Source organism: Sporosarcina soli, assembly GCF_042655805.1.
Lineage (GTDB): Bacteria > Bacillota > Bacilli > Bacillales_A > Planococcaceae > Sporosarcina > Sporosarcina soli.
Map to the genome: position 1 here is coordinate 76,015 of NZ_JBHSNO010000001.1, position 15,982 is coordinate 91,996.

Below are 15,982 nucleotides of genomic sequence, written 5' to 3' on the forward strand. Positions count from 1 at the left end.
AAATATCACAACAATCGAGGGGGAGAAATGTGGCTAACTTAAAAACGAATCCAAATGTCAGTGATACATTAAAAGCAACAGCTAATCGATTACCAAATCGAGAAGCGATCTATGATGAATCAAGACGAATGACATATGGCGAGTTGGATCAAGAAGTGACAAACCTTGCCAAAGGACTCATACGGATCGGTGTGGCAAGCGGGGATCGTGTAGCAGTTGCATTGACAAACTCCTGTGAATACGTCACAGCATTTTTTGCCATTTCCCGGGTTGGAGCAGTCTTAATTCCACTCAATCCATTTTTCAGTAAAGAAGAAAGTGCCTATATTTTACAACAGGCTGGGGCAAAAGCTCTTTTTTGTGATGCGGAAAGTTATTATTCTGAATTGCGTCAGGAGATTGAAACGCTATCAACGATCATTTCTGTTCGTTTCCAAGCGGCAGATTATATGAACTATGCTGAATTATTAGTCGGACATAAATCAGAAGAAGTCCGTATCGCCCCAACTGAAGATTTATTTGCTATCATGTTTACATCGGGAACGACTGGACGTCCGAAAGGTGCAATGTTGACGCATGAAAATGTGTTGTTTTCTGCTATGGCAGGTTCCAATAGAATGAAATGTACAGAGGAGGATGCGTTTTTAATCCCCAACCCTCTTTTTCACGTTATGGGAGTGACTTTCATTCTTCGTGCGACTTATTGTGGCGGGAAACTGGTCATCATGCAGAAATACTCGGTGAAAAATGCGCTTGCGCTCATTGAATCGGAGAAAGTGACTGTCCATCCGGGTGTGCCGACGATGTTTATTTTGGAACTGAATTCTCCAGACTTTGACAGCTACGATCTGAGTTCTCTTCGCACGGGTGAAATGGCTGCGGCGCCGTGTCCGGTGGAAATTGTGAAACAAATCCGATCGAAAATGAATTGTAATGTTCTTGTCGCCTATGGCTCGACGGAAACAGCCGCGACACTGACAATGACCGGATTTGACGATGATGATACATTGCGTTCGGAAACGGTCGGTCGTCCAGTACATGGCGTAGAGGTGAAAGTGGTAGATGATCATCGGAAAGAATGTGCTGTCGGTGTAGTTGGGGAACTGGTCTGTAAAGGGCCGGGTGTGACAAAAGGCTATTATAAAATGCCGGAAGAAACCGCCAAAGCGATTGATCATGAAGGCTGGTTTTACACGGGCGATATGGCGACAATCGATGAAAATGGTTATGTAAGAATCGTCGGACGAAAAAAAGAATTGATCATTCGTGGCGGTTATAACATTTACCCACGTGAGCTTGAAGAAGCGCTCTACCAACATCCTGCAATAGCAGATGCGGCAGTCATCGGCCTTCCTGATGAATTATTCGGGGAACTGACATGTGCTTGCGTCGTTTTAAAAGAAGATATTACGACAACAGAGGAAGAATTGTTGGGGTATATGAAAGAGCGGTTCGTCAAATATAAAGTTCCGGATAAATTTATTATTTTAGACAAATTACCGATAACAGCATCAGGGAAAATAAGCAAATTAAAGTTGAAGGAACAACTCGACAATAATATTTCCATCACATCTTAAAAGAAATTGTCTAGTATTACTTGTCAACGGACTAAAAGAATACCTAAATTACAGCATGTACTTAAAAAAAGTGTAGACAAGTCAAAAATAACTTTGTCTACACTCTTTTTTTAGGAAAATACTATAAATTAGAAATTTCTGTTATGGATTTGTGTACCCAAATGTTTTAGATATCGTTTGTTGCATCTTCAGTAAATATTGGCTTGTTTCGTCACCGATCGCACTCGGTATGTCTGGTGTGAATCCGACCACTGCAATGATTCCGACAAGTTCTTCACTGTATGACAGGATAGGTAGAGATACGGAAGAGATGGAAGTGATCAATGGCTCCTTTGCAAAAGCGATCTTTTCTTCTTTAATTTTATGGAATTCCTTATCTTCATCTGTCATGGAAGGTTCTGCTGCCACCCGCCAATTTTCAGTGATGTGATTGTTATAAAATACGTTGAAAATCTTTCCGGAAGACGAGTTGGGTGGTAGTAATGTACCGATTTGTGCTCCGATATTGAGAATTTGATCCGGACTCCAAATCTTAGCGATGACAGGCCCGTTTGTAGTTCCGACAGCAAATAATACAGAACACTTCGTTTGCTGGCTGATTGTTTGTAAATAAGGAGTTATCTGCTCCACTACATCTTGCTTGCCGATCGCAGTCGTCCCATATTGAATGAGCTTAGGACCAAGATGATAGAGCCCTGTTGAACTTTCTCGGATGAGTAAATCGAGTTGTGTCAATGTATTCATGTATTTATACAAATTACTTTTGGTCATTTTCGTTTTTTCTTGTATTTCTGCGAATTTCATAGGTTTTCCGTTATTAACGATAACATCGATGATCCCGATTCCGATTTGTAACGATTGGATGGTGGATCCATTTTTTTTGATTTCTATCATAATGTCTCTACTCCCTCTGTTCTCTTAGTTATTAGTATAGCAAAAAACAGTCCTCTAAAAAATTTCAAATAATTTTGTATTGACTTTAATTATTAGAATACTGTAAAATACACTTATAGTAAACCTCATTCACTATTAGTGGAATATAAAAATAGGTTTGATTGTATAAGAATGAATGAGGGGAAGCAAAACTATGAACTATACTTATTCAGGAGGTTTTCGTTATGAGCAATGATCAAAACAATCCAATTATTGTCATAGGCGGAGGTATCGGTGGTTTAGCAACTGCCTTAGGACTTGCAGAAAATAAAAAGTACGTCAAAGTATTGGAACAGGCTCCAGAATTTTTGGAAATCGGCGCTGGAATCCAGCTTGCAGCGAACGCAACAAATGTATTACAGCGTTTTGGCGTAATGGATAAAATCAATGAAATTGCAGTATTTCCAAAAAGACTTGTTCTCATGGATGCTTATACAGGCAAAGAGCTTTCCGCATTGGACCTTGGAGATGTGTATAGAGAAAGATATGGAGCGCCTTATATCGTGCTACACCGCTCAGATCTCCATAAAGCCTTATATGATGTTTGTGCGGAAAGCCCTTACATTGAATTAGTTACCGATCAATCCATTGTAAAAACGGAGGAAGCTAATGGCGTAGTGACCGTCGCTGCTGCAAATGGCGATGTACATACAGGTTCTGCTGCAATCGGAGCTGATGGACTATGGTCTAATACACGTAAACTATTCGTCGATGATCAGCCGGTCTGTTCTGAATATGTTGCTTATCGCGGAGCTATTCCGATGGAGGACGTAACTGAAGTCGGTAATCTTGACGACGTATATATGTGGATCGGACCGAATTTCCACCTTGTCCAATATCCTGTTCGACGCGGTGAACTTTACAATCAAGTCGTCGTATTCAAGAGTTCTGAATATCGAAAAGAAATTCAGTTTACAGACGAATGGGGAACACCGGAAGAAATGGACCGTGTGTTTGAAGGAACTTGCAGCCTCGTGCAAACGGCGCTCACGTTCATCCAACGTCAAAAGAGATGGCCAATGTATGACCGTGAACCACTAAATAATTGGACAAAAGGGCGGATCACTTTAACGGGCGATGCGGCTCATCCAATGCTTCAATATCTCGCTCAAGGTGCATGTCAAGCATTTGAAGATGCAGCGTATTTGGCAGACATGGTGGAGCAACATGACGAAGATATTGAAACAGCATTCCAAAAATATCAGGAAGAACGCATTCCACGGACGGCTTATGTTCAAAACAATGCACGACTTTGGGGAGAAATCATCCATGCGATCGCACCGGAAACGATTCTTTTGCGTGACACAATCTTAAAAAGCCGGGCTTCGGAAGATTTCCAATTCGTTGATAAGTTCCATGGTTACAATAAAAATAAAGTGACACATTGAAACAAGCGGCTATTTGCAACAATCAATGAAAATACAGCAAGCTTTATAAATAGTTAGACGAACATGAATATTGACAATCTACCGAAATATGATTATCTTATATAATAAGTAGACAAAGTATCCTAGTAGTGGAATGGGTTTTCGGGTTGAATTATCTTAAAAAACAGGATAATGAATGCGTTTACTGACTGACAATTTTGTGAAAAAGTCAATAAGAGTTGAAAGGGAGAGTCATATGAAACTAATTACTTTTACAACAGCAGGATTTTCAAGAATTGGAGCACTTGTCGACGGAGATAAAGTAGTCGATTTAAACTATGCTTACCAATCACAACTTCAAAGTGAAGGCAAATATCGTTATGAAGAAATTGCAGAAGCTTATGTACCAGCTAAAATGGAAGGCTTCTTGCAAGGCGGAAAAGAAAGTTTGGAAATCGCAAAGGCAGCTGTCGATTTTGCACTTGAACATCCAGCTAGCTTCAAGCATCAGCTTGTCTACGATAAAAGCGATGTGAAAGTGGAAGCTCCAGTGACACAGCCAGGAAAGATATTTTGTGTTGGTCATAACTATCGTGAGCATATTTTGGAAATGGGTCGTGAATTACCGTCCAATCCAGTTTTATTTGCCAAGTTTGCAAATACAATTATCGGACCTGAGGATGATATTCCATTCTATCCAATCTCGGAACAGCTTGACTATGAAGCTGAATTTACATTTGTCATCGGCAAACAAGCACGCAACGTATCTGAAGAGGATGCTCTGGACTATGTAGCGGGCTATACGATTACGAATGATGTGACATACCGTGATATCCAAAGACGTACACTTCAATGGCTACAAGGGAAAACGGTCGATGGAAGTGCACCGATGGGTCCTTGGCTGATCACTTCCGATGAGTTGACGAATCCTTCTGGTCTTGACGTTGTGCTGACGGTTAACGGTGAAGTGAGACAAAAAACGAATACAGAAAACCTAGTCTTCTCTGTTCCAAAACTTGTTTCATTCCTATCGAATCTTGTCACACTTGAGCCGGGAGATGTCATCTTAACAGGAACACCTGGTGGCGTAGGCGTTGCAATGGATCCGCCGACATTCTTGAAAGATGGCGATGTTGTACGAATTGAAATTGATAAAGTGGGTGTCTTGGAGAACAAAGTGTCCCTACAAAAGGAGGAAATTAAAGATGACAGTCGTCACAGTGAACCAATCCATTCAAGCAATTAATAACAGTATCGATGCAATTTTGAACGTTTCAGAAAGTTTATCGGAAGAGACGATTCGTTGGAATCCGACTAACGAAGAATGGTCAATTTTGCAAATCATCTCTCATTTAAATGAAGCGGTTCCCTATTGGCTTAACGAAATTGATCGCGTGTTGGCAGAGCCGGGTGCTCAATGGGGACGCGGTTTGCAAGATGCAGCACGTTTAGCTGCAGTGGCCAATCCGAATGAGTTGAATATTTCCGAGCAGTTTGCAGAGTTCAAAGAGCTCAAGCAAAAAGTAGCAGATGGCTTAGGGAGTTTGAGCGAAGAAAATCTGAAAGCGGAAAACCCTCATCGTAATTTTGAGAAATTCGGCAATAAGCCAATCTCGTTTATGATCGAACATTTCCTCGAAGAACATGTAGAGAAGCATTATAGCCAAGTGCAACGCAATCTAAGTAAGCTCGACTGATAATAAGGACGGATCCATCAATTACACGACAAAAGAAAAGGATGTGTTTTGAATGGCAGAAGTTAAAGATGATGTTAAAGAATTCATGGGCAGTGATACAGTAAAGGATTTTACGAAAGATATCCAGCAGTATAATCTTGGACCACTTTGGGAAGCGATCCCGGCAATCATGAACAAAACGCCGAAGCCACAAGCTGAGGCTTATCTATGGAGCGGGGAATTGTTGAATAAGAAGTTAATGGAAGCTGCTGAAATCTTTACACCTGAGCGCGGTGGTGAACGACGTGCGATTTATTTCCAAAACCCAGGATTGACTTACCGCCAGCCGTGGGGCTGGGCATCGACAACGCAAACTTTATATGCAGCGGTTCAACTACTGCTCCCAGGGGAAGAAGCACCCTCACACCGTCATACGCAAAGTGCCCTACGTTTTATTTCGGAAGGGGAAGGGGCTTATACGATTGTTCAAGGTGAACGGCTCTTCATGGAAGAAGGAGATTTCCTTACAACTCCGAAAAACTTATGGCACGGACACGGGCATCTTGGAGAAAAACCAATGATCTGGATGGATGCACTCGATATTCCAACGATCTATTCAATTGGAGGCACGTTCTTTGAACCGTATGCCGATGGATTACAGCAGCCGGATGTACCGGATAATTTCTCGGAGCTCCGGTATAACGGTGGAATTGTTCGTCCTGTCGGAGACGGCAAGTTTACTATTGCCCCGCTTGCAAATTATAAGTGGACGCGCACCGTGGATGCGATTAAAGGTTTAATGAATTTTGATCCGGATCCGTATGATGGCTTCGCGATCGAATATATCAACCCTTCAACAGGGAAATCGGCGAACCCAACGATGGGATCACGCATGCAACATTTACCGAAAGGATTCCATACGAAAGCGCATCGCCATACCCATTCGGTCATTTACCATGCGCATAAAGGTTCAGGCTATACAGTCATTAACGGTATCCGTTTCGATTGGAAGAAAGGCGATTACTTCGTTGTTCCAAACTGGGCTTGGCATGAACATGTCGCTTCAGAAGATGCGTATCTATTCTCGGTCAACGACTTGCCGATCATGGATCGCTTCGAATTGGAACAGGAACAAGTATATGATTCGAATAATGGACATCAGGATGTCACAGATGAATTTAAAGCGGTTCGATGAAGTGAACCCCTAAATGCAATGAAACAGCGAAAGAAGGTCGAGGACCCCTTTTTCAAACAGCCTAATTGGATGTTTAGAAGGGGTTCTAGCCATATAAATAATCGTGAAAAATATGTCGAAATCATGCGGAACTAACGGATGCTCGAATACTGGGGGAAATAACATGAAAATTAGAAAGAAAAGAAAGTGGTTATCGTTGACCATGCTTGCAGGGGCTGCATTACTTGTATTGGCAGCCTGCGGAGGGAACGATGGGCAAAGCGCTGACGCTGGCAAAAATGACGGAGGCGATACATACACCTTCAAAGCATCACATGTTGTACAAGAATCACATGTTTGGCATAAAACAGCTGAAAAGTTTGGTGAAGAGCTTGAAAAATTATCAGATGGAAGAATGAAACTGGATATTTATTCTGCTTCAACACTTGGCCTTGAACAAGATATGGTTCAACAGCTAGAAACGGGTTCTATCGATTTTGGTTTTCTCACAAATGCCTATATGAGTACGCGTGAAGTTTCTTTAAATTCATGGTTTATGCCATTTCTATTCAGTGATTTAGAAGATGCAAATAAAATGCGAGAGTCGGAAGAGACAAAACAAATGCTTGAAGAATTAGGATCACAAGGGTTGCTAGGTTTGGATATCGCATTTGCAGGAAATCGGCACATTTTAATGAAAGAAGGATTTATCGGTACTCCTGAAGACTTGAAAGGAAAGAAAGTTAGAATTATCGGAAGTCCGGCTATGCAAAGTTTCTGGGAAAAAACTGGTGCAGGTCCGACAGCAATGCCACTCCCAGAAGTCTATACATCTTTACAAACCGGAGTCATTGACGGTATGGATATTGACTTGGATGCCCTTGTAACGGAGAAGTATTATGAAAATGCAAAGTATTTGACGTTGACTAACCAGATGACTTTCCCGACAGTTGTTGTCATGAGTCAAGCAAGCTTTAACAAACTATCCGAAGAAGATCAAGGGATTGTTAAAACAGCTATGAAGACTGCAGTAGATTGGGGAGCGCAGGAAGCAATTGCAAGGGAAAAAAGCAACCTTGAAGAGTTGAAGAAGAATGGTGTTGAAGTGCAGGAGCTGGAAGACCATTCTGCATTTGATGGCATTGCCGAAGAAGTGAGAACTCAGTATGCGAAAGAATCCGAAATCATCAAATCGTTTATTGAGACTGCGCAGAATGATTGATTATTATCTAGCTTATGCTTAACAATGTCTAGTATGGGAAGGGGCCCTGCCCAACTTCCCATGCTGACTTAAGCATGTTTACATGTAAACGTTTGCATGTATATTTATAATCTGCCAAAAGGCGGTGGGACTGTTGAAAATTGTTTATCGATTAAGTGATTGGGTGTATAAAATTGAGAAAGTGTTAGCGGTCATTTTTGGAGCGGCTATTTTGATATCTTTATCGGCAGGGGTTATCTATCGTTATTTTTTAAAGGTCCCTTTACTATGGTCGGATGAGATAGCTATCTTTTCACTTGCATGGATCACCTTTATTGGTGGAAGTATGGGGATTAAGCAAAATGCCTCTCCGTCTATCACCATGCTAACAGACTTTTTGAAAGGAAAAGTGAAGAAAATTGTTTTAATTATGGGCTTTCTTGTGATGGTCGCTTTTATTGGGTATGTGCTTTATTTGTCGGTCAATTGGCTGAACTCGCCAAATATTTTAGTTCAAAAATCAAATACAATGCAAATGCCCAAAATTTGGTCATACCTATGTATACCAATAAGCTTTGTATTCATGTTGGTCCATTCTTTGGAGTTGCTCGTTAAAGGGTTATATTCCAGCGACGGGGAGGCTTTTTAAGATGGCAATTGCGCTAATACTCTTCGTCGTACTATTACTACTTCGAATTCCGATTGCATTTGTTTTAGGAATGACGACGATTGTATACATATTTGCAACAGATAATATGGGGCTAATGCTTACCGTGCCTCAAAGGCTTTACTCAGGGATGGAAAACTACGGATTACTTGCAATTCCCCTCTTTATGTTAGCTGGGGAGTTAATGAATTCTGGAGGGATTACAAAAAGGCTGATCGATTTTGCCAAAAGTTTCGTAGGGCATTTCAGAGGGGGATTGGCCTATGTGAATGTCATTGCCAATATGCTACTCGCTTCAATCATCGGTTCTGCGACAGCGCAAATTGCGATGATGAGCCGGACGATGGTCCCTTCAATGGAGAAGGAAGGATATTCAAGACCATTTAGCGCCGCGACGACTGCAGCAGCAGGGTTATTAGGACCTATTATTCCACCAAGTATGCTGTTTATCATTTATGGTGTAGGTTCAGGTGTATCCATCGGCTCGATGTTTATCGCGGGTGTTTTACCGGGCATTCTTCTAGGGCTTTCTTTTATTATACTGATTGCCTTTATAGGGATGAAAGAAAAATGGCCAACGCAACAACGTGCGCGTGTAAGTGAAGTATTCATCTCCTTTATTAAAGTGATTCCGGCTTTGCTTGTTCCAACAATTATCATCATCGGAATTCTTAGTGGGGTATTCACACCGACAGAGTCTGCAGCATTTGCTTGTCTTGTCGCTTTGATTGTCGGATTTTTCTTTTATAAGGAGCTTGACTTACGTAAGCTGCCGAGCATTTTAGTGAATACAGCCGTTACAACTGCAATCATCACACTACTCATTGCGATGGCGAATTTGTTCGGATGGATGCTTTCATTTGAATTGGTTCCACAAAAGATTGCAGCTTGGATGGTCGCGTTGACGGATAATCCATTATTATTTTTACTGCTTGTAAACATATTCCTTCTATTACTCGGCATGTTTATGGATGGGATTGCAGCTTTGATTATCCTTGTACCAATTTTTGCACCGCTTTTAGTGAATTACGGAATTGATCCGATTCATTTTGGGGTCATTATTTGTATCAACCTGACGATTGGAATATTGACACCGCCTGTTGGCTCCGGTCTCTATATCGCTTCATCATTATCTGATGTATCACTGGGAGCTTTGATAAAAGCAATGTGGCCATTCTTAATCGTCTCATTGGTAGTATTGTTAATCATTACTTATTGGACGCCGTTGACTCTTTGGTTACCTTCGTTATAAAACGAATTTACAATAGGGTTCCAAACCGGCTTATCACGATTGGATCCCAACCTGCTTATTAAGGCAGAGGGGAAAATCTCATACGCCCACAGTGTTTCTGTTCCAACAAGAATCTTGATCATCGTAAACTAGGGGGAGAAGATTTGGCTTCTATCAATACAACTAAGATTATTGCTACTAGTAAATTTAACCGCTTTCACTTAGGGCTGTTATTATGGAGTTTGCTCATTATTGCGTTTGATGGGTATGACCTCGTTGTATTCGGGACTGTTGTACCGCTCCTGATTGAGGAATGGAGCCTTACTTCAGTTGAAGCGGGAGCCATGGGGAGTTATGGCCTTTTCGGTATGATGTTCGGAGCCATTTTCTTCGGAACATTGGCCGATCGGATCGGAAGAAAAAACGTTATTGTGATTACGGTAATTTTGTTTAGCCTATTTACTTTCTTGTGTGGATTTGCACAAACGCCAACGATGTTTTCCACCTTCCGCTTTTTAGCGGGCTTAGGGCTTGGGGGCATTATGCCAAACATTATCGCCTTGTTGACGGATTATGCACCGCAATCCATGAGAAATTTGTTGGTCTCTATCGTGCTATGCGGCTATTCGGTTGGAGGGATTCTTGCTCCACTATTAGGGATTATTCTAATGCCATCTTTCGGCTGGGAGTCAATTTTCTGGATTGCCGGGTTGCCGTTATTACTGTTACCGCTGATGTATAAGCAATTACCGGAGACGTCGAGTCACTTGATCCGGACAGGTAAGAAGAAGGAACTATTCGCAATTCTATCCAAGGTAAGTCCCGGATCAACCTTTACTGCGTCCGATGAAATTGTAGAAATGGCAGCACCGGAAACAAAAGTACCGATTATCGGCTTATTTAAAGAGAAGCGTGCTTTAAGTACAATCATGTTCTGGATCGCATTTTTCAGTTGTCTACTGATGGTGTACGGTTTGAATACTTGGCTTCCGAAGTTAATGATGGAGGCGGGATATGCACTGAACTCCAGCCTAGGTTTTCTGATTGCCCTTCAAAGCGGCGCGATTATAGGGACACTCATTATCGCTCGGTTATGCGATAAATACGGCTCGAAAAAAATGCTCATCCCGATGTATGCATCAGGAGCAGTTGCTTTAACACTCCTCGGGTTTGGTGGAAGTCCTTTCTTGATTTACTTTTTAGTAGCCGTTGCAGGGGCTGCTACGATTGGAGCTCAAAATATTGTACAAGCTTATGTTTCCCAATATTATCCAGCTTATATCCGTTCTACCGCATTAGGTATGGCGTCTGGCGTGGGGAGAATCGGCGGTATGCTTGGTCCGCTTTTGGGAGGCTTCCTCTTATCTGTCAGTTTGCCGATTCAATTGAACTTCATCGCATTTGCGATTCCTGGAGTGATTGCGGCGATCGCCTTATCATTAGTCCCTCATAAACAAACGCAAATGAAAGTTGACAAGGTGTTAAGTGAATCGACTAGAACGGATTTAAGCCAAGTGTAAAAATAAAACGCGTATCAGACGACGATACGCGTTTTTGTATTTATGTATGTTAATAATAACCCAAATGCTCGGAAATTTCAGCTGCCGCTTCTACAATTTCCTCAATGAAAAAATGATAGCGATCGGGCGTAATCGTTGTTGTGGAGCCGATGATCGATAAGGAAGAGACAACATTTTGGGTATAATCCCGTATCGGAGCCGCGATGCCGACGAAGCCTTCGTAAAACTGATCTTTCGAAAGGGCATATCCTCTCTGAAGGATTTTTTCCAGCTCTTCTAAAACTTGTTCAGGCAGTGTAAACGTTGCCGGCGTATACGGATACATCGGCATGGAAAGTACACGTTCGATTGTTCTCTGATCTTGGAATGCCAAAATACAGAGCCCTTCACTTGTACAGTGAATCGGATTTTTTCGACCGATCTGTGTAATAAGGCGGTGATGTCGTTCGCTTTCTTTCCGAAATAAATAGGCTACCTCATCATTTTCAAGCAAACAGATGTGAGCGGTTTCATTTAATAGGTTGACAAGGGATTGAACAGTTGGCAACGCTTCCTTGTACATTTCATGATGGGTGGAAATAACCCCTCCAAGTGTTAAAAGGGATAAGCCGAGCCGATATTTTCCTGATCTCGGATTTTGCGATAAAAAATTTTCCTTCATTAATATAGAGACCATTCGATGCGCAGTGCTTTTCGGTACTTGAATTTGTTCAGCGATACTCGTCAGGCCTAATTCGTTTTGTTTAGTGTTAAATAAGCGTAAAATGCGCATCGCATTTTTTACAGATGAAAGGATATATTTATCTTTTGTTGTGTGGGGCATGGAATACACCTCTCAAAAATTAGTATGGCTTTCGTTGTATGTATGCATTGCGTTTGCGTAATTTAATTAGTTCGGTGATGCGTTTAGCCGTATGGACGACTTCAGCAATGGATTGCTGTTGTTTCGCTCGCTGCTCAAGACGAACGACTGGTCCGGTAATATTGACAGAGGCGATGACTTCCTCTTTTTCGTTGAAGATGGGTGCACCGATGGCAATGATCTTTTTTTCGAATTCTTCGCGGTTGACCACATAGCCAAGTTGTTTCACTTCATGTAATCGTTGTTGTAATTTGTCCGCAGCGGTAATTGTGTTTTCTGTAAACCTTTGTAACGGTTCAGAAAGCAATTGTTCGATGACTTCTTCTTTTTCAAATGCAAGAATTGCTTGCCCGCTGCCTGTACAGTGAACAGGGTTACGCCGACCAATATGTGTTGTAATTCGGGAAGCATATTCACTCTCTATTTTTTGTAAATAAATCACTTCGTTTCCTTCTAATATAGCAATATGTGAACTTTCTCCTGTTTTCTCCGTTAGCATATTCAATAACGGAGTGGCGTCTTCTAAAATATGTAACTGGGAATGAACGATATTTGTCAAAGAGAGGACGGATACACCTAAACTGTAGGCACTTGATCTTGGGTCTTTAAAGACAAATCCTTCACCAGCCATTGTTGTCAACAAACGATGTACCGTACTTTTGGCCAGATTCAACTCTTTTGCAAGGTCAGTCACCCTCAATTCAGGAGAATCCATTGAGAAGGCTTTTAAAATACGCAATGCATTTTCGATGGAAGAAAAGGTTTGTTTTCCTTCATTTACCGCCATATTATCACTCCTCTATTCTATAATTATAACATGATTAATCCGAAAGGTTAGAAAATTTATGTTATATTCCATATAGAAGAACAATGAGGTAGGAAAGGTGAGAGAAACCTTTTAGGATTGTAGGAAGGGAATGTATTCTAAGAGAAAAGAGGGGGATGTCAATGACAGTTTTGTCATCACAACGAAAAAATGTACAACTATCCGATCATCAGCTCTATCGATTAAACCAATTGCTTGTTTTTGTCAGTCAATACAATGGTTTTTATCAGCAAAAATTTCAAGATATCCAATTACCGATTCGATCAGCGGAACAATTGAGCATACTACCACTGACGACTAAACAAGACCTAGTGGATGATCAAAAGAACCATGGCCCTTTTGGTAAAAATCATTCCTACCCAACAGTGGACTATGTTCGTTATCATCAAACGTCTGGAACGTCCGGAAAACCACTGAAAGTATTGGATACGAAGGAAAGCTGGGAATGGTGGGAAGAGTGCTGGCTGGAAGTCTTTCGCTCAAGTGGTGTGACAAAGGAAGACCATGTGTTTCTTGCTTTTTCTTTCGGTCCGTTTATCGGATTCTGGGGGGCATTCGAAGCGGCAAAAAAGAAAGGTTCGCTCGTTATTACAGGTGGAAGTCAGTCTACGAAAGAACGGTTGACTTGTATGATTGAAAATGAAGCAACGGTCCTTCTTTGTACTCCAAGCTATGCGCTACATTTAGCAGAGGTGGCAGAAGAACTCGGTATTGATTTAACTCAAACGGGTATTCGGAAAATCATTACGGCAGGTGAACCTGGTGGATCAGTGCCATCGATCCGAACACAAATCGAAACCTTATGGGGGGCCACGCTCTATGATCATGTCGGCATGACAGAGATGGGGGCTTACGGCTACTCCTGCTCAGAACAAAATGGGATTCACGTCAATGAATCGCAGTTTATTGCCGAAGTGATTAATTCTGAAACATTGGAACCCGTTGCTGTCGGAGAAAAAGGGGAATTGGTACTGACCAATCTTGGCCGATATGGGTATCCACTTATCCGTTATCGGACAGGGGATATTGTCGTTCATTCAAATGAAGTATGCGCATGTGGCAATCCATACAGTTTCTTCCCGGGAGGCGTAATTGGAAGAGCAGATAATATGGTGGTCATTCGTGGCATTAATATATATCCATCCTCCATTGAATCGATTGTGAGGGAATTTCCAGAAATAAAAGAATTTAGAGTTGTTTACTATTCCCAAGCAGAAATGGATCAAGTAAAAGTACAAATTGAGGCAAAATCCGAAATTACACCTATTTTAGCTACTCGTTTAAGAGAGCGAATTGGCTTGAGAATCGATGTGGAAAATGTTGAAGCGGATACATTGCCGCGATTTACAATGAAAGCAAAGCGAGTGTTGGATGAAAGGGATCAAGCATAAGCATTCATTTTCTATTTTAATGGAAGCGGTTGCAATGGGGTTGGTGGATCCTTGTCCGCTTGTTGACATTTTCTGCTGGCAAGCGGACCCTTTTCATACATAAGAATTTGACAACTAAGGGGAGAATGTTATGCAAAAAATCAATCCAATGAAGGTCATTGACAATAGTCGGATGCAACGCTTTCATATCTGGCTAATCGGTTGGCTGTTTCTCGTTATTCTGTTTGACGGCTACGATGTTGTCATTTATGGCGCTTCGGTCCCTTTACTTATTCAGGAGTGGGGGATTTCTGATGTGACAGCAGGGGCGATTGGCAGTTACACGGTGTTAGGTACTGCAGTCGGGGCGGTCATTTTTGGCATATTATCCGATAAGATGGGACGAAAAAATGTCATCTTGTTCACTACTTTCATTTTTAGTTTATTTACAATGTTATCCGGTTTCGCCAACGGACCGACGTTGTTCATCATTTGCCGTATTATAGCAGGTATCGGTTTGGGAGGCGTGATGCCGAACGTCATCGCATTGACGACGGAGTTTGCACCAAAGCGTATCCGGACGGCGCTTGTCTCGTTTGTTTTTTGTGGTTATTCAGTTGGAGCACTTGCCGCAGCGCTTACTAGTCGTTCCCTTCTTCCGGTAGCGGGCTGGGAACCGGTATACTGGTTGGCGGGGATTCCTATTCTATTCATTCCTTTTCTCATAAAAGATGTGCCAGAGTCGGTTAGTTTTCTTCTTCGAAAAGGAAAGATAGAAGAGGCAAAGAAAATTTTATTGAAAATCGATCCGACTTTGAAAGGAGAGATTGAGGTTGTCCGTACAGCTTCAAAAGAAAAAGGCTCTACTGTCACCAGGTTATTCCAAGAAAAACGTGGATTTAGCACGGCCATGTTTTGGGTTTCCTGTTTCAGTGCATTCGTTTTAATCTATTCCATGAATACTTGGCTTCCGCGTCTGATGATGGAAGCGGGTTATGATTTAAGCTCAAGTTTACTATTTACGGCGGTCATGCAAATTGGGGCAATAGCCGGCACGCTTGTTTTCGGTCCATTAGTTGACAAGCTAGGTTTTAAGAAAGTACTTGTACCCTTATTCTTTTGCGGAGCGATCGCTTTGTCCCTTATCGGTTTTACAAGCAGTATGCTAATCGCATTCGTTTTGATTTCGGTGATCGGTGCGGCATCAGTTGGTGTACAAAATATATCGAATGCTTTTGTATCCCAATATTATTCTGCGGACATGCGCTCAACAGCTCTTGGCAGTACGATGGCGTTTGGTCGATTAGGCGGGATTGCGGCACCGACGTTCATCGGGATTTTATTATCCATCAGTTTACAACCTCAGTATAACTTTGCGGCGATTGCAAGTGCAGCTGTTCTAGGTGGCTTCGCGATGCTATTTGTACAAGAAAAACATGGACAACATAAAATGGCAACTGAGCAGGGGGAACAACAGGCAAAGAATGAAACACAACAATCCAAATCAGCAAATGCCGTTAACACTTGAAGCCTCTTGTAAGTAATTCGAAGTTTTAATCAAAGAAAAAGAGGAGGGAA

Annotated in this window: 14 protein-coding genes; 11 read left to right on the forward strand and 3 right to left on the reverse strand. The window is 41.8% G+C overall.

Annotation, left to right across the window (positions count from 1 at the left end; translation table 11 throughout):
- The first annotated feature begins 29 nt into the window (after nucleotides 1–29).
- Nucleotides 30–1,577, forward strand: coding sequence for a class I adenylate-forming enzyme family protein (locus ACFPRA_RS00305; protein ID WP_381429281.1), 1,548 nt, complete (start codon nucleotides 30–32; stop codon nucleotides 1,575–1,577).
- 141 nt (nucleotides 1,578–1,718) lie between these two features.
- On the opposite strand, the gene ACFPRA_RS00310 is transcribed toward ACFPRA_RS00305, so the two are convergent.
- Nucleotides 1,719–2,471: an IclR family transcriptional regulator gene (locus ACFPRA_RS00310; protein WP_381429283.1), complete on the reverse strand. Its 753-nt coding sequence runs from the start codon at nucleotides 2,469–2,471 to the stop codon at nucleotides 1,719–1,721.
- A gap of 224 nt (nucleotides 2,472–2,695) precedes the next feature.
- On the opposite strand from ACFPRA_RS00310, the gene ACFPRA_RS00315 reads away from it, so the two are divergent.
- The 8 genes from ACFPRA_RS00315 to ACFPRA_RS00350 all read left to right on the forward strand — a co-directional run bounded on the left by ACFPRA_RS00315 (nucleotide 2,696) and on the right by ACFPRA_RS00350 (nucleotide 11,346).
- Complete coding sequence (locus ACFPRA_RS00315; protein ID WP_381429285.1) at nucleotides 2,696–3,898, forward strand: FAD-dependent monooxygenase; 1,203 nt, start codon at nucleotides 2,696–2,698, stop codon at nucleotides 3,896–3,898.
- 235 nt (nucleotides 3,899–4,133) lie between these two features.
- A complete protein-coding gene (locus ACFPRA_RS00320; protein ID WP_381429286.1) occupies nucleotides 4,134–5,123 on the forward strand; it encodes a fumarylacetoacetate hydrolase family protein in 990 nt (329 codons plus the stop codon).
- On the forward strand, nucleotides 5,083–5,574 hold the full coding sequence (locus ACFPRA_RS00325; protein WP_381429288.1) for a DinB family protein: 492 nt from the start codon (nucleotides 5,083–5,085) through the stop codon (nucleotides 5,572–5,574). The genes ACFPRA_RS00320 and ACFPRA_RS00325 overlap by 41 nt, the downstream gene beginning before the upstream one ends.
- Before the next feature lie 52 nt (nucleotides 5,575–5,626).
- Entirely contained in the window at nucleotides 5,627–6,748 is a 1,122-nt protein-coding gene (locus ACFPRA_RS00330) for a cupin domain-containing protein (RefSeq protein WP_381429290.1), read from the forward strand.
- 163 nt (nucleotides 6,749–6,911) lie between these two features.
- Nucleotides 6,912–7,949, forward strand: coding sequence for a TRAP transporter substrate-binding protein (locus tag ACFPRA_RS00335; protein ID WP_381429292.1), 1,038 nt, complete (start codon nucleotides 6,912–6,914; stop codon nucleotides 7,947–7,949).
- A gap of 133 nt (nucleotides 7,950–8,082) precedes the next feature.
- Nucleotides 8,083–8,577 carry a TRAP transporter small permease gene (locus ACFPRA_RS00340; protein WP_381429293.1) on the forward strand — a complete coding sequence of 165 codons (495 nt, stop codon included), beginning with the start codon at nucleotides 8,083–8,085 and terminating at the stop codon, nucleotides 8,575–8,577.
- Between the two features lies 1 nt (nucleotide 8,578).
- Nucleotides 8,579–9,847 (forward strand): TRAP transporter large permease, encoded by a 1,269-nt coding sequence (locus ACFPRA_RS00345; protein WP_381429295.1) that lies wholly within the window; start codon nucleotides 8,579–8,581, stop codon nucleotides 9,845–9,847.
- Nucleotides 9,848–9,990: 143 nt separating this feature from the next.
- Nucleotides 9,991–11,346, forward strand: a complete 1,356-nt coding sequence (locus ACFPRA_RS00350; RefSeq protein WP_381429297.1) for an MFS transporter — start codon at nucleotides 9,991–9,993, stop codon at nucleotides 11,344–11,346.
- A gap of 49 nt (nucleotides 11,347–11,395) precedes the next feature.
- Here ACFPRA_RS00350 and ACFPRA_RS00355 read toward each other — a convergent pair whose 3' ends face one another.
- Together ACFPRA_RS00355 and ACFPRA_RS00360 are read right to left on the reverse strand one after the other, a co-directional pair.
- Nucleotides 11,396–12,169 carry an IclR family transcriptional regulator gene (locus tag ACFPRA_RS00355; protein ID WP_381429299.1) on the reverse strand — a complete coding sequence of 258 codons (774 nt, stop codon included), beginning with the start codon at nucleotides 12,167–12,169 and terminating at the stop codon, nucleotides 11,396–11,398.
- A gap of 19 nt (nucleotides 12,170–12,188) precedes the next feature.
- A complete protein-coding gene (locus ACFPRA_RS00360) occupies nucleotides 12,189–12,995 on the reverse strand; it encodes an IclR family transcriptional regulator (RefSeq protein ID WP_381429301.1) in 807 nt (268 codons plus the stop codon).
- Nucleotides 12,996–13,156: 161 nt separating this feature from the next.
- Here ACFPRA_RS00360 and ACFPRA_RS00365 point away from each other — a divergent pair, with 161 nt between their 5' ends.
- Entirely contained in the window at nucleotides 13,157–14,425 is a 1,269-nt protein-coding gene (locus ACFPRA_RS00365) for a phenylacetate--CoA ligase family protein (RefSeq protein WP_381429304.1), read from the forward strand.
- A 130-nt stretch (nucleotides 14,426–14,555) separates the two neighbouring features.
- A complete protein-coding gene (locus ACFPRA_RS00370) occupies nucleotides 14,556–15,932 on the forward strand; it encodes an MFS transporter (protein ID WP_381429306.1) in 1,377 nt (458 codons plus the stop codon).
- The last annotated feature ends 50 nt before the right edge of the window (nucleotides 15,933–15,982 follow it).

What these genes read in the sequence shown, in the direction of transcription:
- ACFPRA_RS00310 (WP_381429283.1), bottom strand. Translation starts at nt 2,471, where the DNA reads ATGATAGAAATCAAAAAAAATGGATCCACCATCCAATCGTTACAAATC.
- ACFPRA_RS00315 (WP_381429285.1), top strand. Translation starts at nt 2,696, where the DNA reads ATGAGCAATGATCAAAACAATCCAATTATTGTCATAGGCGGAGGTATC.
- ACFPRA_RS00320 (WP_381429286.1), top strand. Translation starts at nt 4,134, where the DNA reads ATGAAACTAATTACTTTTACAACAGCAGGATTTTCAAGAATTGGAGCA.
- ACFPRA_RS00325 (WP_381429288.1), top strand. Translation starts at nt 5,083, where the DNA reads ATGACAGTCGTCACAGTGAACCAATCCATTCAAGCAATTAATAACAGT.
- ACFPRA_RS00330 (WP_381429290.1), top strand. Translation starts at nt 5,627, where the DNA reads ATGGCAGAAGTTAAAGATGATGTTAAAGAATTCATGGGCAGTGATACA.
- ACFPRA_RS00335 (WP_381429292.1), top strand. Translation starts at nt 6,912, where the DNA reads ATGAAAATTAGAAAGAAAAGAAAGTGGTTATCGTTGACCATGCTTGCA.
- ACFPRA_RS00345 (WP_381429295.1), top strand. Translation starts at nt 8,579, where the DNA reads ATGGCAATTGCGCTAATACTCTTCGTCGTACTATTACTACTTCGAATT.
- ACFPRA_RS00355 (WP_381429299.1), bottom strand. Translation starts at nt 12,169, where the DNA reads ATGCCCCACACAACAAAAGATAAATATATCCTTTCATCTGTAAAAAAT.
- ACFPRA_RS00360 (WP_381429301.1), bottom strand. Translation starts at nt 12,995, where the DNA reads ATGGCGGTAAATGAAGGAAAACAAACCTTTTCTTCCATCGAAAATGCA.
- ACFPRA_RS00365 (WP_381429304.1), top strand. Translation starts at nt 13,157, where the DNA reads ATGACAGTTTTGTCATCACAACGAAAAAATGTACAACTATCCGATCAT.
- ACFPRA_RS00370 (WP_381429306.1), top strand. Translation starts at nt 14,556, where the DNA reads ATGCAAAAAATCAATCCAATGAAGGTCATTGACAATAGTCGGATGCAA.